Origin of the sequence: Enterobacter cloacae complex sp. P16RS2 (assembly GCF_014982155.1) — a bacterium.
GTDB classification, from domain to species: domain Bacteria; phylum Pseudomonadota; class Gammaproteobacteria; order Enterobacterales; family Enterobacteriaceae; genus Enterobacter; species Enterobacter cloacae_M.
On record NZ_JADCKW010000110.1, the window covers coordinates 1 to 264 of the forward strand.

The window sequence follows — 264 nt, forward strand, 5'->3', positions numbered from 1 at the left end:
GCTAATGACTCACTAACTAGAGTTTTATTATTAATTGTAATGCTGTAGTTAGCACCACCTTGTATTTTTGCTTCAATTACCGCTTCGATCTCTTCAATCATCTTACGAATACGTGCGTATTCTTCAGTATGTTTTGTTGGATCGATTACTTCACATTGGGAAGTACTGGCAATACCATTAGTAATAGTTGTACAGAATACCTTTTCTGAAGCAACGTTAGTTTCAAAGGTGATAGTAAATGATTGTGCACTATCATTATTACTG

At 34.5% G+C, this 264-nt stretch carries 1 protein-coding gene; it reads right to left on the reverse strand.

Annotated features, from left to right (window positions below):
• Nucleotides 1–264: hypothetical protein (locus INF68_RS23100; protein WP_193525493.1), on the reverse strand; the 264-nt coding region annotated here is incomplete at both ends.